The organism is Pseudomonas sp. TWRC1-2 (genome assembly GCF_049896685.1).
In the GTDB taxonomy this organism is placed as follows: Bacteria; Pseudomonadota; Gammaproteobacteria; order Pseudomonadales; family Pseudomonadaceae; genus Aquipseudomonas.
The window spans coordinates 509,664-531,881 of sequence record NZ_JAFCUU010000003.1; the positions used below are offsets into that span (position 1 = coordinate 509,664).

Annotated in this window: 19 protein-coding genes; 6 read left to right on the forward strand and 13 right to left on the reverse strand. The window is 61.3% G+C overall.

Features of this window, described 5'->3' with window-relative positions:
- The first annotated feature begins 10 nt into the window (after positions 1 to 10).
- Entirely contained in the window at positions 11 to 523 is a 513-nt protein-coding gene (locus tag ACP7B3_RS11195; RefSeq protein ID WP_369301942.1) for a dihydrofolate reductase, read from the forward strand.
- Positions 524 to 608: 85 nt separating this feature from the next.
- On the opposite strand, the gene ACP7B3_RS11200 is transcribed toward ACP7B3_RS11195, so the two are convergent.
- Positions 609 to 2,000 carry an L-cystine transporter gene (locus ACP7B3_RS11200; protein WP_426178801.1) on the reverse strand — a complete coding sequence of 464 codons (1,392 nt, stop codon included), beginning with the start codon at positions 1,998 to 2,000 and terminating at the stop codon, positions 609 to 611.
- A gap of 241 nt (positions 2,001 to 2,241) precedes the next feature.
- Between ACP7B3_RS11200 and ACP7B3_RS11205 the strand changes: the two genes are divergently transcribed.
- Positions 2,242 to 3,300, forward strand: a complete 1,059-nt coding sequence (locus tag ACP7B3_RS11205) for a haloacid dehalogenase-like hydrolase (protein ID WP_145157782.1) — start codon at positions 2,242 to 2,244, stop codon at positions 3,298 to 3,300.
- A gap of 490 nt (positions 3,301 to 3,790) precedes the next feature.
- Here ACP7B3_RS11205 and ilvD read toward each other — a convergent pair whose 3' ends face one another.
- From ilvD to ACP7B3_RS11220, 3 genes are all read right to left on the reverse strand, one after another.
- Entirely contained in the window at positions 3,791 to 5,632 is a 1,842-nt protein-coding gene (gene ilvD / locus ACP7B3_RS11210) for a dihydroxy-acid dehydratase (RefSeq protein ID WP_426178802.1), read from the reverse strand.
- Positions 5,633 to 5,891: 259 nt separating this feature from the next.
- A complete protein-coding gene (locus ACP7B3_RS11215; protein ID WP_145157776.1) occupies positions 5,892 to 7,052 on the reverse strand; it encodes an MFS transporter in 1,161 nt (386 codons plus the stop codon).
- A 247-nt stretch (positions 7,053 to 7,299) separates the two neighbouring features.
- Positions 7,300 to 8,496: a class I SAM-dependent rRNA methyltransferase gene (locus ACP7B3_RS11220; RefSeq protein WP_426178803.1), complete on the reverse strand. Its 1,197-nt coding sequence runs from the start codon at positions 8,494 to 8,496 to the stop codon at positions 7,300 to 7,302.
- Between the two features lie 296 nt (positions 8,497 to 8,792).
- On the opposite strand from ACP7B3_RS11220, the gene ACP7B3_RS11225 reads away from it, so the two are divergent.
- Together ACP7B3_RS11225 and mutM are read left to right on the forward strand one after the other, a co-directional pair.
- Entirely contained in the window at positions 8,793 to 9,605 is an 813-nt protein-coding gene (locus ACP7B3_RS11225) for an HDOD domain-containing protein (RefSeq protein WP_262206628.1), read from the forward strand.
- 21 nt (positions 9,606 to 9,626) lie between these two features.
- Positions 9,627 to 10,439, forward strand: coding sequence for a bifunctional DNA-formamidopyrimidine glycosylase/DNA-(apurinic or apyrimidinic site) lyase (gene mutM / locus ACP7B3_RS11230; RefSeq protein ID WP_369301945.1), 813 nt, complete (start codon positions 9,627 to 9,629; stop codon positions 10,437 to 10,439).
- Between the two features lie 124 nt (positions 10,440 to 10,563).
- On the opposite strand, the gene ACP7B3_RS11235 is transcribed toward mutM, so the two are convergent.
- The 5 genes from ACP7B3_RS11235 to ACP7B3_RS11255 form a co-directional block, all read right to left on the reverse strand.
- A complete protein-coding gene (locus ACP7B3_RS11235) occupies positions 10,564 to 10,815 on the reverse strand; it encodes a YfhL family 4Fe-4S dicluster ferredoxin (RefSeq protein ID WP_003195146.1) in 252 nt (83 codons plus the stop codon).
- A gap of 360 nt (positions 10,816 to 11,175) precedes the next feature.
- Positions 11,176 to 11,655: a pantetheine-phosphate adenylyltransferase gene (gene coaD / locus ACP7B3_RS11240; protein WP_003176711.1), complete on the reverse strand. Its 480-nt coding sequence runs from the start codon at positions 11,653 to 11,655 to the stop codon at positions 11,176 to 11,178.
- A 114-nt stretch (positions 11,656 to 11,769) separates the two neighbouring features.
- Complete coding sequence (locus ACP7B3_RS11245) at positions 11,770 to 13,365, reverse strand: GMC family oxidoreductase N-terminal domain-containing protein (RefSeq protein ID WP_426178804.1); 1,596 nt, start codon at positions 13,363 to 13,365, stop codon at positions 11,770 to 11,772.
- Between the two features lie 152 nt (positions 13,366 to 13,517).
- Positions 13,518 to 14,063 (reverse strand): twin-arginine translocation pathway signal protein, encoded by a 546-nt coding sequence (locus ACP7B3_RS11250; RefSeq protein ID WP_145157765.1) that lies wholly within the window; start codon positions 14,061 to 14,063, stop codon positions 13,518 to 13,520.
- 28 nt (positions 14,064 to 14,091) lie between these two features.
- A complete protein-coding gene (locus tag ACP7B3_RS11255; protein ID WP_426178805.1) occupies positions 14,092 to 15,519 on the reverse strand; it encodes a coniferyl aldehyde dehydrogenase in 1,428 nt (475 codons plus the stop codon).
- Positions 15,520 to 15,665: 146 nt separating this feature from the next.
- Here ACP7B3_RS11255 and ACP7B3_RS11260 point away from each other — a divergent pair, with 146 nt between their 5' ends.
- Complete coding sequence (locus tag ACP7B3_RS11260; RefSeq protein WP_025859550.1) at positions 15,666 to 16,337, forward strand: TetR/AcrR family transcriptional regulator; 672 nt, start codon at positions 15,666 to 15,668, stop codon at positions 16,335 to 16,337.
- A 33-nt stretch (positions 16,338 to 16,370) separates the two neighbouring features.
- Positions 16,371 to 17,225: a sulfurtransferase gene (locus ACP7B3_RS11265; RefSeq protein ID WP_426178806.1), complete on the forward strand. Its 855-nt coding sequence runs from the start codon at positions 16,371 to 16,373 to the stop codon at positions 17,223 to 17,225.
- A gap of 121 nt (positions 17,226 to 17,346) precedes the next feature.
- On the opposite strand, the gene ACP7B3_RS11270 is transcribed toward ACP7B3_RS11265, so the two are convergent.
- The 4 genes from ACP7B3_RS11270 to ACP7B3_RS11285 all read right to left on the reverse strand — a co-directional run bounded on the left by ACP7B3_RS11270 (position 17,347) and on the right by ACP7B3_RS11285 (position 21,979).
- On the reverse strand, positions 17,347 to 18,342 hold the full coding sequence (locus ACP7B3_RS11270; RefSeq protein WP_426178807.1) for a hydrolase: 996 nt from the start codon (positions 18,340 to 18,342) through the stop codon (positions 17,347 to 17,349).
- A gap of 181 nt (positions 18,343 to 18,523) precedes the next feature.
- Positions 18,524 to 19,141, reverse strand: coding sequence for a 16S rRNA (guanine(966)-N(2))-methyltransferase RsmD (gene rsmD / locus ACP7B3_RS11275; protein ID WP_242199815.1), 618 nt, complete (start codon positions 19,139 to 19,141; stop codon positions 18,524 to 18,526).
- Positions 19,141 to 20,631: a M16 family metallopeptidase gene (locus ACP7B3_RS11280; RefSeq protein WP_426178808.1), complete on the reverse strand. Its 1,491-nt coding sequence runs from the start codon at positions 20,629 to 20,631 to the stop codon at positions 19,141 to 19,143. Before ACP7B3_RS11280 ends, rsmD begins: the two co-directional genes overlap by 1 nt.
- Positions 20,624 to 21,979: a M16 family metallopeptidase gene (locus tag ACP7B3_RS11285; RefSeq protein ID WP_145157749.1), complete on the reverse strand. Its 1,356-nt coding sequence runs from the start codon at positions 21,977 to 21,979 to the stop codon at positions 20,624 to 20,626. The genes ACP7B3_RS11280 and ACP7B3_RS11285 overlap by 8 nt, the downstream gene beginning before the upstream one ends.
- Positions 21,980 to 22,218 lie beyond the last annotated feature (239 nt).

Consider the following 22,218-nt stretch of genomic DNA (forward strand, 5'->3'; position numbering starts at 1 on the left):
TCTCGTCGCCATGAAAAAAACTCTCCCTTTAAGCCTGATCGCAGCCCTCGGTGAAAACCGCGTGATCGGCGTCGACAACAGCATGCCCTGGCATTTGCCGGGGGATTTCAAATATTTCAAGGCCACCACGCTCGGCAAGCCGATCATCATGGGGCGCAAGACCTGGGATTCGCTGGGCCGGCCGCTGCCGGGGCGCTTGAATATCGTGGTCAGCCGTCAGACCGATCTGGCGCTTGAAGGTGCGGAAGTTTTTCCGTCGCTGGCTGCGGCGGTGGAACGGGCCGAGGCCTGGGCGCTGGAGCAGGGCGTGGATGAGCTGATGCTGATCGGCGGTGCGCAGTTGTATGCGCAAGGGTTGGAGCAGGCGGATCGCCTGTATCTGACGCGGGTTGCGTTGAGCCCGGACGGGGACGCGTGGTTTCCCGAGTTTGATCTGAACCAGTGGAAGCTGGTGTCGAATGTCGAGAACCCGGCCGAGGGCGATAAGCCCGCGTACAACTTCGAAGTCTGGGAAAAAGCCTAAAAGCATCGGGGGCAAGCCCCCTCCCACAGTTGACCGAGTGAACGCGATCAAGTGTGGGAGGGGGCTTGCCCCCGATAGCGGTCTATCAGGCCTGCGCTAACTCAGCGTGCTCATCGGCATTGAGCAACGCTTTATCCGTCTGCCCCATGATCTGGCTGGTAATCGCGCCCGCCGTCATCGAACCGTTCACGTTCAGCGCCGTACGGCCCATGTCGATCAGCGGCTCCACGGAAATCAGCAGCGCCACCAGTGACACCGGCAAGCCCATCGCCGGCAGTACGATCAGCGCGGCAAAGGTCGCGCCGCCGCCAACACCGGCCACACCGGCTGAACTCAAGGTCACGATTGCGACCAGCGTCGCGATCCACAGCGGGTCGAGCGGGTTGATGCCCACGGTCGGTGCAACCATCACCGCGAGCATGGCCGGGTAGAGACCGGCGCAACCGTTCTGGCCGATGGTCGCGCCAAACGAGGCGGCGAAACCGGCAATCGATTGCGGGATACCCAGGCGGCGGGTCTGCGCTTCAATGCTCAGCGGGATGGCGGCTGCGCTGGAGCGGCTGGTGAAGGCAAAGGTCAGCACTGGCCACACCTTGCGGAAGAAGCGCAGCGGGTTGACCCCGGCCAGCGACAGCAGCAGGCCGTGCACCACAAACATCAGGCCCAGCGCCAGGTACGACACCACCACAAAACTGCCGAGTTTGATGATGTCTTGCAGGTTGGAGCCGGCGACCACTTTGGTCATCAGCGCCAGCACGCCGTAGGGCGTCAGCTTCATCACCAGGCGCACCAGGCGCATCACCCAGGCTTGCAGGGTGTCGATGGCGTTGAGCACTTTCTGGCCTTTTTCCACGTCGTCCTTGAGCAGTTGCAGTGCGGCAACCCCGAGAAACGCAGCAAAAATCACCACGCTGATGATCGACGTCGGCTTGGCCCGGGCCAGGTCGGCAAACGGATTGGCTGGCACGAACGACAGCAGCAGCTGCGGGATATTCAGGTCGGCGACCTTGCCTGCGTAATCATTCTGGATCACTTGCAGGCGCGCCATTTCCTGGGTGCCGGCCACCAGGCCTTCGGCGGTGAGGCCGAACAGGTTGGTCAGGCCGATACCGATCAGCGCCGCAATTGCCGTGGTGAACAGCAGCGTACCGATGGTCAGGAAGCTGATCTTGCCCAGGGACGAGGCGTTATGCAGGCGTGCCACGGCGCTGAGGATCGAGGCGAATACCAGCGGGATCACGATCATTTGCAGCAACTGCACGTAACCATTGCCGACCAGATCAAACCAGCTGATCGAGGCTTTGAGCACCGGGTTGCCGTCGCCATAAATCGTGTGCAACGCCGCGCCGAACAGCACGCCGAGCACCAGCGCGAACAGGACCTTCTTGGCGAGGCTCCAGTGTGTGCGGCGGGTTTGTGCCAGGCCCAAAAGCAGGGCCACGAACACCAGTACGTTGAGAATCAGGGGCAGATTCATTGAAGCTCCGTTGAGAAGGCAGCCAATCGCGTGAGCCTGCGATTGCGAACCAGAAAGCCTAACAGCTTGAAATATATTGATTTAATACCGATATGGAATGGTGACTGTCGTTTTTGGAATAAGCCTTTGACGCTCAGGCACACGCCCTTGGCGCAATCACGACGCAAGCGGTCGTGCTCGGGCGATAACTGTCACACAGATTTGTTAGCGTCGATGTCTTTCACTCAGGGAGAAATCGCTTATGAAGTTCGCGCCAACACTACTGGCCGCCGCCTTCTGCTTGGGCCTCGCCAGCCAGGCATTTGCCGCCACCGAGTTGAAGCACTGGCCGGCGCCTGCCGCCGAGCAACTGAACAAGATGATCGCCGCCAACGCCAACAAGGGTAACTTCGCGGTGTTCGACATGGACAACACCAGTTACCGCTACGACCTCGAAGAGTCCCTGCTGCCGTACCTTGAGAACAAAGGCCTGATCACCCGCGACACCATGGACCCGTCCCTCAAGCTGATTCCGTTCAAAGACACCGCCGACCACAAGGAAAGCCTGTTCAGCTACTACTACCGACTCTGCGAAGTGGACGACATGGTCTGCTACCCGTGGGTTGCGCAGATTTTCTCCGGCTTCACCCTCAAGGAACTCAAGGGCTATGTCGACGAGATGATGGCGTCGGGCAAGCCGGTGCCGGTCACCTATTACGACGGTGACGTGGTCAAGACCATGGACGTGCAGCCGCCGAAAGTCTTCACCGGCCAGGCTGAGCTGTTCAACAAGCTGATGGAAAACGGCATCGAGGTGTATGTGATGACCGCCGCGTCCGAGGAGTTGGTGCGCATGGTCGCTGCCGATCCGAAGTACGGTTACAACGTCAAACCCGAGAACGTCATCGGCGTGAGCACCTTGCTCAAGGATCGCAAGACCGGCGAGCTGACCACCGCGCGTAAGCAGATCGCCGCCGGCAAGTATGACGAGAAGGCCAACCTCGGCCTGGAACTGACCCCGTACCTGTGGACCCCGGCGACCTGGATGGCCGGCAAGCACGCGGCGATCCTCACCTACATCGATGAGTGGAAAAAACCGGTGATCGTGGGCGGTGATACACCGACCAGCGACGGTTACATGTTGTTTCACGATGTGGACGTGGCCAAGGGTGGCGTCCACCTGTGGATCAACCGCAAGGATAAATACATGACCCAACTCAACGGCATGATGGCCAAACACGCGGCGGCCCAGGCCAAGGAAGGGCTGCCGGTGACGGCGGACAAGAACTGGGTGATCGTCAAGCCGGACGAGATTCAGTAAGACCGAGCCGCCTGCTTCGCGAGCAAGCCCGCTCCCACATTTTGACCGCATGCTCATGGTGGAACCCGGTCACCTGTGGGAGCGGGCTTGCCCGCGAAGGCGGCGTGTCAGGCCCTACATGAGTCGTCGGACCCACCGCTATCCCAGGCAAGCCAGCTCCCACATTCGACCGCATACTTAAGTTCGAACCCGGTCACCTGTGGGAGCGGGCTTGCCCGCGAAAGCGGTGTGTCAGTCAGTACAAGAGTCGGCTGGCCCACCGCTATCGCAGGTCAGCCCGCTCCCACATTCGACCGCATTCTTAAGGTGGGACCCGATCCACTGTGGGAGCGGGCTTGCTCGCGAAGGCGGTGTGTCAGGCAGTACATGAGTCGTCGGGCCCACCGCGATCGCAGGCAAGCCAGCTCCCACAGGGGGGTTCAGTGTTCTGAAGGGTTTATCCAGACAAAAAAATGCCCCGCACGTGGCGGGGCATTTTTATGCGCGGGGCTTACAGGCCGTCGAGCATCGCTTTGTTACGCACAGCGCCTTTGTCGGCGCTGGTGGCCAGCAAGGCGTAAGCCTTCAACGCAGTGGTGACCTTGCGCGGACGCTTCTCGACCGGTTTCCAGCCTTTCTTGTCCTGCTCAACCCGGCGGGCGGCCAGTTCTTCGTCGCTGATCAACAGGTTGATCGAGCGGTTCGGAATGTCGATCAGCACTTTGTCGCCGTCCTGCACCAGGCCAATCGCGCCGCCGGCAGCCGCTTCTGGCGAAGCGTGGCCGATGGACAGGCCCGAGGTGCCGCCGGAGAAACGGCCGTCGGTGAGCAGGGCGCAGGCTTTGCCCAGGCCTTTGGATTTCAGGTACGACGTCGGGTAGAGCATCTCTTGCATGCCCGGGCCGCCTTTCGGGCCTTCGTAGCGGATGATCACGATGTCGCCGGCTTTGACTTCGTCGGCAAGGATGCCGCGCACGGCGCTGTCCTGGCTTTCGAAGATCTTGGCGTTGCCTTCGAACACGTGGATCGACTCATCCACACCGGCGGTTTTCACCACGCAGCCATCCAGTGCGATGTTGCCGTACAGCACGGCCAGGCCGCCTTCTTGCGAGTAGGCGTGCTCGACACTGCGGATGCAGCCGTTTTCACGGTCGTCATCGAGGGTGTCCCAGCGGGTGGACTGGCTGAACGCCGTTTGCGTCGGGATGCCGGCCGGGCCTGCCTTGAAGAAGTGATGCACGGCTTCGTCGGTGGTCTGGGTGATGTCCCACTTGGCGATGCCCTCGGCCATGCTCGTGCTGTGCACGGTCGGCAGGTCGGTGTGCAGCAGGCCGCCACGGGCCAGCGAGCCGAGGATCGAGAAGATCCCGCCGGCGCGGTGCACGTCTTCCATGTGGTACTTCTGGATGTTCGGCGCGACTTTGCACAGTTGCGGCACGTGCCGGGACAGACGGTCGATGTCGCGCAGGTCGAAATCGATCTCGGCTTCCTGAGCGGCGGCCAGCAAGTGCAGGATGGTGTTGGTGGAACCGCCCATGGCGATGTCCAGGGTCATGGCGTTTTCGAACGCCTTGAAGTTGGCGATGTTGCGCGGCAGCACCGACTCATCGTTGTCGGTGTAGTAACGCTTGCACAGCTCGACGATGGTACGGCCGGCCTGCAGGAACAGCTGCTCGCGGTCGCTGTGGGTGGCCAGCGTGGAACCGTTGCCCGGCAAGGCCAGGCCCAGGGCTTCGACCAGGCAGTTCATCGAGTTGGCGGTGAACATGCCGGAGCACGAGCCGCAGGTTGGGCAGGCGCTGCGCTCGTATTCCGCGACTTTCTCGTCAGACGCGCTGGAATCGGCGGCGATGACCATGGCGTCCACCAGGTCGAGCCCGTGGGAGGCCAGTTTGGTCTTGCCGGCTTCCATCGGGCCGCCGGAGACGAAGATCACCGGGATGTTCAGGCGCAGGGCAGCCATCAGCATGCCGGGGGTGATTTTGTCGCAGTTGGAGATGCACACGATGGCGTCGGCGCAGTGGGCGTTGACCATGTATTCCACGGAGTCGGCGATGATCTCGCGGCTCGGCAGCGAATACAGCATGCCGTCATGGCCCATGGCGATGCCGTCATCCACGGCGATGGTGTTGAATTCTTTGGCCACGCCGCCGGCGCGTTCGATCTCGCGGGCGACCAGTTGGCCCAGGTCCTTGAGGTGGACGTGGCCGGGTACGAACTGGGTGAACGAGTTGGCAATCGCGATGATCGGCTTTTTGAAGTCGTCATCTTTCATCCCCGTGGCACGCCACAGTGCGCGCGCGCCGGCCATGTTGCGGCCGTGGGTGGATGTTTTCGAGCGGTAATCAGGCATGGAGCACTCCGGGCGGCTAATCAAGTACTAAAGGGAAGTGAGCTTCTATTGACGTCTGGAACACTCAGAAAATGGCCGTGTGTCCAAACGTTGCCACTCGCGTCGCGGGATCGCCGCGTGCTTGGGCCTCGAGCTCATAAACCCGCCGGGGGATGACTGGCGATGAATAGCGTCGATTCTACACCGCTGGCGGCCGGAGGGAATGGCCGCCAGCGTGTAGATAGCGCTTACGAGACGTGTGGGTGTGCAAGTTTCATGGTCAGCGGCCGACCCGCGCGTTCGTCATCACGCCCCAAACGCTGAGCACGATGAAGCTGATGGCGATGGTCATCAGCAGGTTGGCCCCGGCTTGGGCGAGGGCGGCGCTGCTGACGGCAGCGGTGATGAACATGATGCTGTTGCCGGCCGAGGCGGCGGTGCCGGCGCTGCTGGAGAACAGCAACATGGCGGCGGAAATCGCGGCGGGGCGAACCAGAGTTACGGCCAGGGCGCTGATCAGCATCGGGATCAGCAGGGTGATGGTGGTGATGGCTCCAAGACCGACGATCAGCATCAGAAGCACGCCTGCGATAAGCAGCAATCCAAGGCCGATGTTGATTTGCCGGGACAGCGAGATGCGTTTTTGAAGATACGACGCCGCCAAGCCACCGAGCAGATAGGCCACGCCATACACCATGAGTACCAGTGCGTACTGGTATTCGGAGAGTTTCAACGAGTCCATGAAAATCAACGGTGTCACGCTGATCAAGGCGAAGTAGCAGGCGAACACCAACGCGGCGATCCACCAGTAACGCAGGAAGTCGCGATTGGTCGCGACATCTTTCAGCGTGCCGATGATCGACACCGGCGTGCGGTGCGGGCTGGCGGACTTGGAGGGCAGTATGCAGAACGCATGGATCAACATCCCCAACGCCATCAGTGCGAATCCATAGAAACTACCTTGCCAATCGAAGGTGGTTTGCAACCAGGAGCCGATCAGCGGTGACAAGGCGACGAACGAGCCGCTCAGGGTCATGTAGTAGAGGCGCACACGGGCTCGATCCTGTTCTTCGAACAGGTCTTCCACTAACGCGTGGCCCAGTACGAAGAAGCCGCAACCCATGGCCTGGACCGAGCGAAACAGCAGGAAACTCAGGTAGTCCGTCGATAATGCGCAACCTATCGCACCCAGGATCGACAGCGTGATGCAACCGAGCAGGACTTCCTTGCGGCCCCATTTATCCGACAGCGGGCCGGCAACCAATTGGGACACTGAAAACACCAGCGTGAACAGACTGATCGACAGTGCGATTTCTGCGGTAGGTGTGTCGAACCTGGCAGCCAGTGCGGGAAACGAGGGAAGCAGAATGTTGATAGGGAAAAAGCTGATCAGGGAAATGCAGGTGATGAGGATGAAGCGGGAGAGGTAGGGCCCAGACATTGTTTTGGTTTCCGGAGTAATTCCAGAAACCGATACTAGTCTGCGAAATGTGGAATTCAATCAAAACCGTTGAAGGAAGGTTCCCGAATTGTTGTGGTTTGCGGTGATAGGAAAGTTGCCCTGACACACCACAAACCAAAATGTGGGAGCGGGCTTGCTCGCGAATACGTAGTGTCAGTCAACTCATTCATCGACTGACTTGCCGCTTTCGCGAGCAAGCCCGCTCCAACATTTAGCCCGCGTTCAATCAGCTATTAGGCAACAACCGGCACGTAATGCTCTTGATGTAGCGCGTTTCGGCAATCGCCGGGTGCACCGGGTGATCCGGCCCCTGGCCGCCGCGTTCGAGCATCTGGATATTGCGGTCCAGGTGACGGGCGCTGGTCAGCAGGATGTTTTGCAGGTCGTCTTCCGGCAAGTGCATCGAGCAGGATGCGCTGACCAGGATGCCGTCCCTGCTGAGCAGGCGCATGGCTTGCTCGTTCAGGCGGCGGTAGGCGCCTTCGCCGTTTTTCATGTCTTTTTTGCGTTTGATGAAAGCCGGTGGGTCGGCCACGATCACATCGAAGCGTTCTTCGCTGGCTTTCAGCTCTTTGAGGGCTTCGAACACATCGCCTTCGATGCAGGTCATCTTCTCGGCAACGCCGTTCAGCGCAGCGTTGCGCTCCACGCCGTCGAGGGCGAAGGCGGAGGCGTCGACGCAGAACACTTCACTGGCGCCGAAGGCTGCAGCTTGCACGCCCCAGCCGCCGATGTAGCTGTAAAGGTCCAGCACGCGTTTGCCTTTGGCATACGGCGCCAGGCGGGCGCGGTTCATGCGGTGGTCGTAGAACCAGCCGGTCTTCTGGCCCTGAATTACCGGGGCTTCGAATTTCACGCCGTTCTCTTCCAGCGCGACCCACTCCGGCACCAGGCCGAACACGGTTTCAACGTAGCGGTTGAGGCCTTCGGCGTCGCGCGCGGCGGAGTCGTTCTTGAACAGGATGCCGCTTGGCTTGAGCACTTGGGTCAGGGCGGCGATCACGTCTTCTTTGTGGGCTTCCATGGTCGCCGAAGCGATCTGGACGACCAGGATGTCGCCGAAACGGTCAACCACCAGGCCCGGCAGCAGGTCGGAGTCGCCGTACACCAGGCGGTAGAACGGCTTGTCGAACAGGCGGTCACGCAGCGACAGCGCGACGTTGATGCGGTGCACCAGCAGCGACTTGTCCAATGGCAACTTGATGTCGCGCGACAGCAGACGGGCACAGATCAGGTTGTTCGGGCTCATGGCCACGATGCCCAGGGTCTTGCCGCCGGCCGCTTCCAGGATAGCCTGGTCGCCTGCCTGGAAGCCGTGAAGTGGGGTGGCGGCCACGTCGATTTCGTTGCTGTAGACCCACAGGTGGCCGTTGCGCAAACGACGATCGGCGTTGGCTTTGAGACGCAGGCTTGGCAGGGACATGACGTCGCTCCGGAAAAAAGAGCGGGAGTATACCGTGTTGTGCATGAATTCGCGGCGCCGCCGGACATGTGGGAGCGGGCTTGCTGGCGAAAGCGGTGGATTAGCCACTGTATTCGGTGACTGACACCGAGCGTTCGCGAGCAAGCCCGCTCCCACATTTGATCCGGTTTCAGTTCGGCATTTGGGTGTCGGTCAAGTCTTCATAAGGGTTAGAATCGCCGCCTAGCCCAGAGTGTGTACTTATGTCCCAAGAGCTTTCCGCCGAACAGATCCAACAGGCCCTGCAAGGCATCAGCGTGCCGCCTCAACCGCAAATCATGGTGGATTTGCAGATGGAGCAGTACATGCCCGACCCGGACCTGGAAGTGATCGCGCGGTTGATCTCCCAGGACCCGGGCCTGTCCGGCGCATTGCTGAAGATCGTCAACTCGCCGTATTACGGCCTGAGCAACAAGATTGCCTCGATCCAGCGCGCGGTGAACCTGCTGGGCAGCCGTTCGATCATCAACTTGATCAACGCACAGTCGATCAAAGGCGAGATGAGCGACGACACCATTGTCACCCTCAACCGCTTCTGGGACACCGCCCAGGATGTGGCCATGACCTGCCTGACCCTGGCCAAGCGCACCGGCTCGCAGGCGGTGGACGAAGCTTATGCCCTGGGGCTGTTCCACGATTGCGGCGTGCCGTTGATGCTCAAGCGGTTCCCCAATTACATGACGGTGCTGGAGCAGGCCTACGCCAATGCCGGGCCCGATTGCCGCGTGGTCGACACCGAGAACAACGCGTTCAACACCAACCATGCCGTGGTCGGCTACTACACCGCCAAATCCTGGCGCCTGCCGGAGCATGTGACCGACGCGATCGCCAACCACCACAACGCGTTGGCGATTTTCAGCGATGAGTCGTCGCGCACGCCGCAACTTAAAAACCTGCTGGCCATCCTGAAAATGGCTGAGCACATCTGTTCGTCCTGTCGCGTGCTGGGTAACCAGGCCGTGGACCATGAGTGGAATGCCATCGGCCATCTGGTGCTGGATTACGTGGGCCTGTCGGACTACGACTTCGAAAGCATGAAGTTGTCGATCCGCGAACTGGGCGCGCACTGACCCTTTTTTCACGAGGTACACATGCCCGAGTTACCAGAAGTCGAAACCACCCGGCGCGGGATTGCGCCGCACCTGGAAGGCCAGCGCGTCAGCCGTGTGGTGGTGCGTGAGCGGCGCCTGCGCTGGCCGATCCCGGAAGACCTGGATGTGCGCCTGTCCGGGCAGCGCATCGTGCTGGTGGAGCGGCGGGCCAAGTACCTGTTGATCAATGCCGAAGTGGGCACTTTGATCAGCCACTTGGGCATGTCGGGCAACCTGCGGCTGGTGGAAGCCGGTTCGCCCGCGCTCAAGCATGAGCATGTGGACATCGAGCTGGAGTCGGGAATGGCGCTGCGCTACACCGACCCGCGGCGCTTCGGTGCGATGCTCTGGAGCCAGGACCCGCACAACCATGAATTGCTGATTCGCCTGGGGCCGGAGCCGTTGACTGACCTGTTTGACGGCGAGCGGCTGTTCCAGCTGTCTCGCGGCAAGTCCGTGGCGGTGAAGCCGTTCATCATGGACAACGCGGTGGTGGTGGGCGTGGGCAATATCTATGCGACCGAAGCGCTGTTTGCCGCCGGGATTGATCCGCGTCGCGCCGCCGGTGGCATTTCACGCGGGCGTTACTTGAAGCTGGCAGTTGAGATCAAGCGTGTGCTGGCCGCCGCCATCGAGCGTGGCGGCACCACATTGCGGGACTTTATCGGCGGTGACGGGCAGCCGGGGTATTTTCAGCAGGAACTGTTCGTCTACGGCCGGGGCGGCGAGGCGTGCAAGGTCTGCGGCAGCGAGTTGCGCAATGTGGTGTTGGGGCAGCGGGCGAGTGTGTTTTGCCCTAAGTGCCAGAGCTGAGTGTTGTGTGAGGGGCTGATGCCGCCATCGCAGGCAAGCCAGCTCCCACACTTGACCGTATTCACACGTTTAAATGTGGGAGCTGGCTTGCCTGCGATGAGGTCCGGATGGGCGCCACAGAGTCTCAGGCCTTACCGGTAATCTTCCGGTACTTCTCCATCAACTGCTCTTCAGTCTCAGGGTGTGCTTCATCCAGCGGAATGCAATCCACCGGGCACACTTGCTGGCACTGAGGCTCGTCGTAGTGGCCGACACATTGGGTGCACAGGTTGGGGTCGATCACGTAGATCTCTTCACCCTGGGAAATCGCAGCGTTCGGGCACTCAGGTTCGCAGACGTCGCAGTTGATGCAATCGTCGGTGATGATCAGGGACATGGAAACTCCTGCCAGGGCTGTCAGCCAGGGCATCTGAAAACGAATGCGCGCAATTGTGCCGCATTGGCGCCCGCAGTGCGAGCTGTGGCGATCGCTGGGCTTGTTGTAGGGAGCGCCGTGCCTATTGTGGCGAGCTCCGTGCTTGTTGTGGCGAGCGGGCTTGCCCCGCGTTGGGCTGCGAAGCGGCCCTGAAAACAGGCGGCCGTGTTTTGACTGAAACTACGCGGTGGGTTTATTGGGGCTGCTTCGCAGCCCAACGCGGGGCAAGCCCGCTCGCCACAATAAGCCCGCTCAGCACAGACAAACCAGGCTCAGCATGAACAAGTCAGGCTCAGCACAGACAAGCCCGCGCTTCAGAAATTATTTCTTGAAGCGCAGTGTCAGCGCATCCGCCACAGCCGGGTGTACGAACTTGGTGATATCTCCGCCCAAAGCGGCGATTTCACGGACCAATGTCGAGGAAATGAACGAGTAACGCTCCGACGGCGTGAGGAACAGGCTTTCCACGTCCGGCGCCAATTGGCGGTTCATGTTGGCCAGCTGGAATTCGTATTCGAAGTCCGACACCGCGCGCAGGCCACGCAGGAACACATTGGCGTTCTGCTCCTTGGCGAAGTGTGCCAGCAGCGTCGAAAAACCCACCACTTCCACATTAGGCAGGTGTTTGGTGACCTCACGCGCCAGCTCCACGCGCTGTTCCAGGGGAAACAGCGGGTTTTTCTTGGGGCTGGCAGCGACCGCGATGATCACATGGTCGAACAGGCGAGAGGCGCGTTCGACCAGATCGCCATGGCCTTTGGTAATCGGGTCGAAGGTACCTGGGTACAACACTCGGTTCATCGCGTCGTCCTGGCGGAGTCCGTTGGGGAACCGGATGGTATCGCAGCCATCCCGGTCGGCCAAGTCAACTTATGCAGAAGAAAGCACTATAGACACCGCGAATAACCTGTTTTTTCACGCTGTTTTCAGACGTTCGGCCAACGCTGTCGCCAGTTGCGCGGTTAATCCATACACCGACAATTGCGGGTTAGCCCCAATGCTGGTGGGGAATAACGAGCCATCGTGGATCGACAGATTGCGCAACTGGTGATGGCGACCGAGGCTGTCAGCCACGGCGTTTTTCGGGTCTTCGCCCATGGCGCAACCGCCCATCACGTGGGCGCTGCCCAGGGTGGTTCGATGCAGTTCCAGGCTCAGGCCGTCGATCAGGCTGCGTGCCTCGGCCAGGGTGCTGACGTAACGCGCGTCGTGATGCAACGGCTTGACCGACTTGGCGCCCGCCGCGAACTGGATCTCGGCCATGCTGTGGAAGGATCGGCGCAGGCCGTCCCAGGCGTAGGGCGATACTGCGTAATCGAGAACCGGCGTACCGTCACCGCGTAATTCCACCGTGCCGCCAGGGCTGTCGGGATGAAAGCCATCACGTAAAAGGGCAAGCATGGCGTGGGTATGGGGCAACTGGCTCATATCCAGCGCGTTGCCGGTGCCGTAACCGCCGAATAGCGTGCTGGCCAACCCTGGGTGCAAGGGCGGTGCCTCCAGCTTGTAGGACATTTTGCCGGTGGTGCCGTCCAGCCACTGGAAGTGATCGGAATAAATTGACTGCGGCGCGCCGTAGAACGGGTTGATCACCTCGTCAAACTGCCCGGCAGAGAAATTCACCAGATGCAGGAACGTGCGCTTGCCCACGCGCGAATGCGGGTCGGGCGCGTCCGAACGCATCAGCAGCGCCGGGCTGTTGATGCCGCCGCCCGACAGCACGTAATGCCTGGCCTTGACGGTTATCTTGCGACCGGTGGGCGCGACGCAACGCTCGTCCATGGCCACGCATTCCAGGCTGCTGATGGTGTCGCCGCTGTACTTGAGCCGTTCTGCGCGGGCGAGATACAGCAGTTCGCCGCCCTTTTCCAGGGTGGACGGAATGGTAGTCACCAGCATCGACTGCTTGGCGTTGACTGGGCAACCCATGCCGCAATACCCCAGGTTGAAACAGCCGCGCACGTTGCGTGGGATCACGTGCCAGCTGTAACCGAGCTTTTCGCAGCCTTTGCGGATCACATCATTGTTGGCATTCGGTGGCATGGCCCACGGGGCGATGCCCAGGCGCTGTTCCATCTTCTCGAACCACGGCGCCATCTCGGCGCTGCTGTGGCCTTTTACCGCGTACTCACTGGCCCAGTGGGTGAGGGTGGCGTCCGGCGTTCGGAAGCTGGAGGTCCAGTTGATCAATGTGGTGCCGCCCACCGCCCGGCCCTGCAGGATGGTTATCGCGCCGTCTTTGCTCATGCGGCCAATGCCTTCCTGGTACAGGCTGGCGTAGGCCTCGTCTTCGAGCAGCTTGAAGTCGCTGCTGGTCTTGAGCGGGCCCTCTTCGATCAGCAGCACCTTGTAGCCGGCGGCGCTGAGGATTTCGGCAGTGGTGCCACCGCCGGCACCGCTGCCGATGATCACCACATCGGCTTCCAGCGTCAGGTCGCTGTCGAGTGCGGCGCCATTGTGGGTTTTCCAGCCGCGGGCCAGGCCGTCGCGGAACAGATCGGGTACGGGCATAGGTGTGCACTCTTATTTTTTTTGTACGAAGTTGCGACCAGTGTGGGAGCTGGCTTGCCTGCGTTAGCGGTTTGCCTGCCGATCAATTCATCGCTGATACACCGCCATCGCAGGCAAGCCAGCTCCCACATTTTCTAATCGGGTTGTCAGGCCTAAATCTTCGGCGGGCCGGGGTAGCCGCAATGGGCCCAGGATTGCGGGCGGAAGTACCAGGCCATGATCACCAGCTTGAGCAACGAGCCCTGACCCATGCGCAGCAGGTTCAGGTAGCTGTTTTCCCAGCGGTGCAGGAAGTTGCGGATCTGTTCACTGCTGGCATTTTCCCAACTGCCCCAGATCCCCGTCAGCGGGCCACGGGTGATGCCCATGCCCAGCACGTCGAACAGTTGCTGGGTAAGCTTGAACATCTCCGGCGACAGGTGCTGCAGGCTGTAGTCGAGTTTTTTCAGGGTGTCTTCAATCCCGGCGACCACGTCCTGGGCGCTGGCCACGCCCTCGAGCAGCACCGGGATCACCGCGCGCAAGAACGGCAAGTCACTGCTGCGCAGCATTGCAAAGCCGCTGGCCGGGGTGCTGCTGGAACAGCCGCTGAGGCTGGCGCCCAGCCCGGCAGTGGCCAGGAACGCGCTGGCACACAGGCCGATTTTCAAGACGCCGCGCCGCGACAGCGCAGGTGTTTCAGTCAGGCTAGGGTTCATTATTATTGTTGTCCCGAGAGTGGCGGAATCAGCGTACAAACAACTTCTGAATCAACTTCTGGATCGACTTGCCATAGGGCGGGTAGATCAATTTCGCCGCGTTCAGGCGCTGTTTCACCAGTACGCCCTTGGCCTTGCTGAATGTGAGGAACCCTTCGTGGCCGTGGTAGTGGCCCATGCCGGAAGGTCCGATGCCGCCGAAGGGCATGTCATCCTGGGCCACATGCAGCAGGGTGTCGTTCAGGCACACGCCGCCGGAGTGGGTTTCATGCAGCACGCGGTTCTGCTCGCCCTTGTTGTAGCCGAAGTAATACAGGGCCAGCGGACGAGGGCGCTGGTTGACGTAGGCAAAGGCCTGATCAATGCCGCGATACGGCACGATCGGCAGCACCGGGCCGAAGATTTCGTCCTGCATCACAGTCATTTCATCGCTGACATTCAGCAATAGGCTGTGGGACATGCGCCGTGCCTGGCCTTGGTCGTACAAGGTGATCAGGGTGGCGCCTTTGTCGGTGGCGTCTTTGACGTAGGCATTCAGCCTGGCCTGTTGCCGATCATTAATGATGGCGGTGTAGTCCGGGTTGTCGGTCAGGGTCGGGTAAAACCCGCGAACTATCTTGCTGTAAGCCTCGACGAACCCCTCGATGCGATCTTCGGGCACCAGCACGTAGTCCGGCGCCACGCAGGTTTGCCCGGCATTCAGGCATTTGCCGAAGGCGATACGCTCGGCGGCGTCCTTGAGTGGCACATCGGCGGAGACTATTGCCGGCGACTTGCCGCCCAGCTCCAGCGTCACCGGGGTCAGGTGTTCAGCCGCCGCACGCATCACGTGTTTGCCGATGCTGGTGGCGCCGGTGAACAGCAGGTGATCGAAGCGCAATTTGGAAAACGCCATGCCCACTTCGGCCTCGCCCAGCACCACGCACACCAGGTCTTCGGGGAAGATTTTCGCCAGCAGCGCCTTGAGCAGTTCACCCGTAGCGGGCGTGGATTCGCTGAGCTTGAGCATCACCCGGTTACCGGCCGCCAACGCGCCGACCAACGGGCCGATGGCCAAATACAACGGGTAGTTCCACGGCACGATCACGCCGACCACGCCCAATGGTTGATAGATGACCTTGGCGGATGCCGGTTGGAAGGCGATGCCTACAGCGCGGCGGGAAGGTTTCATCCAGCCTTTGAGGTGTTTGCTGGCGTAGTGAATGCCATGCAGGCTCGGCATCAACTCGGCGAACAGGGTTTCGTCTGCGCTACGGTGGCTGAAGTCCTGGCTGATCGCGTCGATCAGGGCCTGGCGTTCGTCGCTGAGCACATCGCGCAATGCCTTGAGCCATTGTTGGCGCTGCGCCGCCGGTGGCATCGGGTTGGCGGCATAGGCGCGACGCTGTGCGTCGAAAAGGTCCTGGAGTTGATCCAGCGCCTGGGAATCTTGCAGGTAGGCAACGTTGGCAGACATGGCGCAGTTCCCGATTGTTATAGGTCTGCCTGGATTTTTAGAGTCATTGCTCTAAATTGTCAAATATCATTGCAGCAACATGCGGATTTATCCAGACAAGGATAGGCCGTAAGATGCCCCATCACGTGTTTAGAAGCTGATCCCCTATGGCACCACGAGTAAAGACCAGCGAGCGCATTGTGCAAACCAGCCTGGAGCTTTTTAACCAGCAGGGCGAGCGCAGTGTCAGCACCAACCACATTGCCGCCCACATGGAAATTTCCCCGGGCAACCTGTACTACCACTTCCCCAACAAGCAGGCGATCATCGCCGTGCTGTTTCGCGAATACGAAGCCCTTGTGGACAGTTTCCTGCGCCCGCCCCAGGGCCGCGCCGTCACCGTCGAAGACAAGCGTTTTTACCTGCAGGCCGTGCTGGCGGGCATGTGGCGCTATCGCTTCCTGCACCGCGACCTGGAACACCTGCTGGAAAGCGACCCGGAACTGGCCACCGGCTACCGGCGCTTTTCCCAGCGTTGCCTGATCCAGGGCGGCGCTATCTATCAAGGGTTTGTCGATGCCGGCATCCTCAATATGGACCCGGTGCAAACCGAGGCGCTGACCCTCAATGCCTGGATCATCCTCACCTCGTGGGTGCGATTTCTGTGCACCACCAATGAAAATTCCGCCCACTTGAGCGCCGAGGCGATCAAGCGAGGGGTGTACCAGGTGCTGGTGCTGGAGGCGGGGTTTGTCACGCCCCAGGCCAAAGAGGCGGTAGACGCTTTGTTCAAAGAGTTTTACGTGCCGTTGAATCAGGCACTGGAAGAAGTGAAGTAGGACCTTTCCCGAATCTGTTCACAGGAGTCCGTCATGCCGCTTGCCCAACTGATCAGCCCCCAGCAACTCGCCGAGCGCCAGAAGGCGGCCGGGCTGGTGATCCTGGATTGCCGCTTTGCCCTGGAAGACCCGGACTACGGGCTTTGCAGCTACGCCGAAGGGCATATCGAAGGTGCGCAATATGCCGACCTGGAACGCCACCTCAGCGGTGCGGTGACAAAGGGCGTGACCGGGCGTCATCCGTTGCCGGCGGCGGACACCTTGGTCGCGCAACTGCGGGCCTGGGGCATCAATGCCGACACGGACATCGTGCTGTATGACGACGGCCCCGGCGCCTATGCCGCCCGCGCGTGGTGGTTGCTGGCCTGGCTGGGCAAGCGCGATGGCGTGTTTATTCTGGACGCAGGCCTCAAGGCCTGGCACGCGGCCGGCTTCCCGCTGAGCCTGGACGCGCCCGTGGTTGAGCCGGGGACGTTTGCCGGTTCGCCGGACAATCACTTGGTGCTGGACGCCGAACACCTGCAAAAACGCCTCGGCGAACCGGGCATGACCTTGATCGATGCCCGCGCCCAAGCGCGTTTTCGCGGCGACGTGGAGCCTATCGACCCGATTGCCGGGCACATTCCGGGCGCCCAATGTGCGGCGTTCAGCGAAAACCTGGGCAGTGACGGTCGCTTCCTGCCAACTGAGCAGCTCAAACAGCGTTTCGCCGCGCAGTTGCAGGGCCGTTCGCCGGATGAGCTGGTGGCGTATTGCGGTTCGGGTGTGACCGCGTGCCATAACCTGTTCGCCCTGAGCCTGGCGGGTTACCCGCTGGGCAAGCTGTATGCGGGGTCGTGGAGCGAGTGGATTACCGATCCGGCGCGGCAAATCGCAACCGGCGACTAAGCCGCCAGCCCTGCAAACCCAATCAAAATGTGGGAGCGGGCTTGCTCGCGAATGCAGAGTGTCAGTCGATAGATTTGTGACTGATACACCGCCTTCGCGAGCAAGCCCGCTCCCACATTTTTTAACCGCGTTGTGTCAGTAGCCATTGCGGGATTCGGCGTTCGAGGTAGTAGCTCGGGCGTCTGAGAGAACCATCGACAAACCCCACATGCCCACCCTTGGCCAGCAGCTCAAACTCTGTGCAGTCCGACAGTTCGCTGGCCTCCGGCAGGCTGTGGGCGAACACAAACGGGTCATCGGCCGCCTGGATAATCAGCGTCGGCGTGCGAATATCGCCCAGGTAATAGCGACTCGACGCGCGGCGGTAATAGTCCTCGGCGCTGAGGAAACCGTGCAGCGGCGCCGTCACCCGCCCGTCGAAGTCCCAAAACGTGCGCATCTTCTCCAGCGAGCCCAGTGCCTCGAGGGTTTTCAGCCCGTCAGCTTGGCCATCCTGTAAAAAGCGCCGTTGCTTGACGCGGATATACGCCAGCATCTCGCGCATAAAGTGCTTCTGATACACCCGCGAAAACCCCAGCCCGATGCGATCCGCACACTGATCCAGGCGAAACGGCACCGACACCGCGGCCGCGCCATGCAGCCCCGAGGCTTCGCCGGTTTCGCCCAAGTGCTTGAGCAGCACATTGCCGCCCAGCGAATAACCCACGGCATACAGCGGCGCCAACGGTCGCTTGGCGCGCAGATGCGCAATCGCTGCTGCCAGGTCTTCGCTGGCGCCCGAGTGGTAACTGCGCGCCAGCAGGTTGGGCTCACCCGAGCACCCGCGCCAGTTCAACGCGGCGCTTGCCCAGCCCTGGGCGGCGAGGACTTTTTGCAAGCCGGCCACGTAGGGCGAATTGGACGAGCCGGTCAGCCCGTGCAGCACCAGCACCAATGGCGCTTGCGCGTCATGGGGGCCATGCCAGTCGAGATCGAGGAAGTCGCCGTCGTCCAGCCACAAGCGTTCGCGTTGGCGTTCGATATGCGTGGTGGGACGCCACAACGGCCCCCACAGCGTTTGCAGGTGTGGGTTGCCGAGGCCGAAAGCGGGTTTGAACAGGTCGACGGAAGGGGTCATGGACATCTCTGTGGCGAGCAGGCTTGTTGTGGCAAGCGAGGCTTCACGTGGCGAGCAGGCTTGCCCTGCGTTGGGCTGCGCAGCAGCCCCGGCTCAGTCACCGCGATCCGACAGAGTGAATGCGGTGACTGTTTTGGGGCCGCTTCGCAGCCCAACGCGGGGCAAGCCCGCTTGCCACACATCAGGCGGCGTTTTCGACCAGGCGGTGCCACAACGCGTAATACACCCGGCCGGACTTCTGCTCGCGGTGCAGGCGCCAGGCGCCCGGCAGGCCGAGGGTAGACGGCGCGGTTTCACTTTCAGTGTAGATCCACGCATCCGCCGCCAGCCACTGACGCTCTTCCAGCAATGCACACACGGTCGGCAACAGGTTCTGATTGAACGGCGGGTCGAGAAACACCACGTCATATTCAGTCGCCGCCTGGGTTTCCAGGTAGCGCAGCGCGTCGGCGGTCTGGACCTGGCCGGTGGTGCAGCGCAGGGTGCCCAGGTGTTCCTTGAGGCTGGACACCGCCACATTGCTGGCGTCCAGCGCCTGACCCTGGGCCGCGCCACGGGACAGCGCCTCCAGGAACAGCGCGCCGCTGCCGGCGAACGGGTCCAGCACCTTGGCGCCGCCGATGTACGGCGCAAGCCAGTTGAACAGGGTTTCACGCACGCGATCCGGCGTCGGGCGCAGGCCTACGACGTCGGGGAAGCTCAGCTTGCGGCTGCCCCATTCACCGCCAATGATGCGCAGTTGGCCCACACCGTTATGCACGTTGTGGACGGGTTTTTTCGGGCGAGATGAACTGGCCATTAGTGCTCCGGAACCCCGAGCGGCTGCTCGGCAGGTTTATCAGTGGGGGGCGGTAGTGGCTTTTGCGCAATCGTCGGGCCGGCGGTCACGATGACCATCTTGTCGGCGCTCAAGTGTTTATTCATTGCAGCCTTGACCTGCTCTACGGTCAGGGCCTGGGATTGTTTCATGAAATCCTCAAGATAGCTCAGCGGCAGGTTGTAGAAACCCATGGCGCCCAGCTGTCCGACGATATCGGCGTTGCTCGCGGTGGACAGCGGGAAGCTGCCGGCCAGCTCACGCTTGGCGTCGTCCAGTTCCTTTTGCGTCGGGCCGGTCTTGAGGTAGTCGGCCAGCACGTCTTCAACCAGGCGTAATGTGCCGCCGCTCATTTCGGCGCGGGTCTGCAGGTTGATCATGAATGGGCCGCGCACCTGCATCGGCGAGAAGCCGGAGTACACACCGTAGGTCAGGCCGCGTTTTTCACGCACTTCGCTCATCAAGCGGGTGCCGAAACCACCGCCGCCCAGGATCTGGTTACCCAGCGACAAGGCCGCGTAGTCCGGATCGGCGCGGTCGATGCCCAATTGCGCGAACAGCAGGTGGGTCTGCTTGGACGGGAACTCGATATGGCTCAGGCCGGCTTGCGGTTCGCTCGGTTGGGCGATCTTCGCCAGGGCCGGGCCTTTAGGCAACGACGCGGAGACCTTGGCCGTCATGGCTTCGGCCTCGACGCGCGTCAGGTCACCGACCACTGCAATCACCGCATTGCCCGCCGCATACGCCTTGGCGTGGAACGCCTGCAATTGCGCGAGGTTAATCTTCGCAATGCTGTCGGGCGTGCCTTCGCTTGGGTGGGCGTAAGGATGGTCACCGTACAGGCGCTTGAACAGCTCAAGGCTGGCCAGCTTGGCCGGGTTCTGCTTCTGGTATTCAAAGCCTGCGAGGATCTGGTTTTTGATCCGCGCCAGGGAATCGGCAGGAAAGGTCGGCTTGCCGATCACATCGTCGAACAGCGCCAGGGCCGCGTCGCGCTTGTCGCTGTCGCTCAGGCTGCGCAGCGAAACCAGCGCCATGTCGCGGTAAGCACCATTGCCGAAGTCGGCGCCCAGGCCTTCAAAGCCGCTGGCGATCTGGCTGACATCCTTGCCCGGTACACCTTCGTTGAGCATCGCATTGGTCAGCAGCGCCAGGCCGGGCGTGTCGCCGTCCTGGCTGCTGCCGGCGGCGAACAGGATGCGCATGTCGAACATCGGCAATTCGTGGGCTTCGACGAACAGCACCTTGGCGCCTTCAGCGGTGGTCCAGGTTTGCACGTCGAGCTTGCGGTTGGTCGGCGCCTTGCCATCCAGTTCCGCCAGCGATTGCAGTTTGTTCGCCGATTCAGCTTTATCCAGGGCCTGGCTGGCGACGGATTCGCTTGGGCGCAGGAAGTACACGGCACTGGCGGCGATCAGGGTGACGACGACCAGGCCAGGAAAGATCAGGCGGCTGCTTTTACGATCACTCATGAGCGGTCTCCTCAGGCAAAACATGGGCGACGCTCAAACGCTCGCGGGTGAAATAAGTCTGTGCGGCTTTCTGGATATCTTCCGGCGTCACGCTTTGCAGGTCGGCCAGTTCGGTGTCCATCAGTTTCCAGGACAGGCCGACGGTTTCCAGGGAGCCGATAGCCGTTGCCTGGCTGGTGATGGAGTCACGCTGGTAAACCACGCCTGCAATCACTTGAGCGCGGATACGCTCCAGTTCTTCGCTGGTCGGCGGCTTGGCTTTCAACTCGTCCAGCAGGCGCCACAGGCCGGCTTCGGCTTGGGCAATGGTCTTTTTCTTCTGCTGGTTCGGCGTGGCCGTCAGGGTGAACAGGCTGTCACCCCGGGTGTAGGCGTCGTAGCTGGTCGAGGCGGCGGACACCAACTCTTCACCGCGCTCCAGTTGCTCCGAGATACGCGCGCTGTAGCCGCCATCGAGCAGCGCCGAGAGCAGGCGCAGGGCTTGTACCGAGCGCTTGTCTTCGGCGGTGGCGAGGCCCGGCACGTTGAAACCAAGGATCACGCTCGGCAGTTGGGTCTGCACGTGCATCGTCAGCAGGCGTTCGCCGGGTTCGGCGAGTTCCAGCGGGATTTTCGCGGGTGGCACGTCACGCTTGGGGATAGGGCCGAAATAACGCTGGGCAAGGTTCTTGACCTCGTCCGGGGTCACATCACCGACCACTACCAGCGTGGCGTTGTTTGGCACATACCAGGATTGATACCAGTGACGCAGCTCTTCGACTTTCATGCGTTCCAGGTCCGCCATCCAGCCGATGGTCGGCGTGTGGTAGCCGCTGGCCGGGTAGGCCATGGCCTTGAAGCGCTCGTAGGCCTTGGACATCGGGTTATCGTCGGTGCGCAGGCGGCGCTCTTCCTTGATCACCTCGATCTCGCGGCTGAACTCGTCGGCCGGCAGGCGCAGGCTGGCCATGCGGTCGGCTTCCAGCTCGAAGGCAACGCCCAGGCGATCACGGGCCAGCACTTGGTAGTAGGCGGTGTAGTCGTCGCTGGTGAAGGCGTTTTCTTCGGCGCCCAGGTCGCGCAGGATCAGCGAGGCTTCGCCGGGGCCGACTTTGGCACTGCCCTTGAACATCATGTGTTCCAGGGCGTGGGACAACCCGGTCTGGCCGGGTGTTTCATAGCTCGAACCAACCTTGTACCAAACCTGTGAAACCACCACCGGCGCGCGATGATCTTCGCGCACGACCACTTTGAGGCCGTTATCCAGGGTGAATTCGTGGGTGGGTTGTGGGTCGGCAGCCAAGGCTGAAAGGGGCAGACAAACTGTGCTGAGCAGCAGGCCTGCAGCGCGGCGGGCTAGAGCATTCATTCGTTTTTAAACCTGTTGGGCTGCCCGCTTGGTCTTAGCGTCGGCGGGCGAGGAGGTGCTAGGATACTGATCCGATTTAGGGACGGCCACTGCGGCGGCCATCTTGTCCCGGATCCAGTCGTAGAAATGTTGGAATAGAGGGTGGTTTTCCCCGATGATCTTCCACTTTTCGCCGATTTTATCGCTTCAGTCCTTTATTGAAACGATTTGTTGAGGCCTTTATTTACGCCTTGCAGAAT